Below are 382 nucleotides of genomic sequence, written 5' to 3'. Positions count from 1 at the left end.
GATGCACAAGTTTGTAAATATATGAACGTGTATAACCTAAAAACTTCGTTGCTTCTTCCAATGTCAGCGGTTTTGAAAATTCCGGCGCATGTTCTTTTGCCATAGTTTTAATCTCCTTATTTGTTAGTTTGTTCGTGGCGGTTTTCAATTCTTTGATTTTACCCTTGCCGCCTCTTTTGCCGCGCCGTGAATAGGAGTCATCATGCGTTGTATCCTTCTTTTCTTTTCCGGGGCATGCGCCCCGGAGCGTTCGCTCTTGCAGGCTTTGTGTTTTTAGGCGGTATCAGAAATTCACCATTTTTGTCAAAAATTGGAGGATCCTCAATTTCGTCTTTCTGTACCGGAGTATTTATAAAACCAGAAAAGCGGTGCCGGAAATTTT

The 382-nt window shown here is 41.9% G+C and carries 1 protein-coding gene; it reads right to left on the bottom strand.

The window, feature by feature from the left end:
• Positions 1 to 200: 200 nt before the first annotated feature.
• Positions 201 to 382, bottom strand: a 182-nt coding sequence (locus tag ACYVRH_RS15040) for a hypothetical protein (protein WP_461257659.1), incomplete at its 5' end; no start/stop codon positions are given.

This window comes from Treponema sp. R80B11-R83G3, from assembly GCF_054786115.1.
This window is presented reverse-complemented; position numbering and strand designations above follow the sequence as displayed.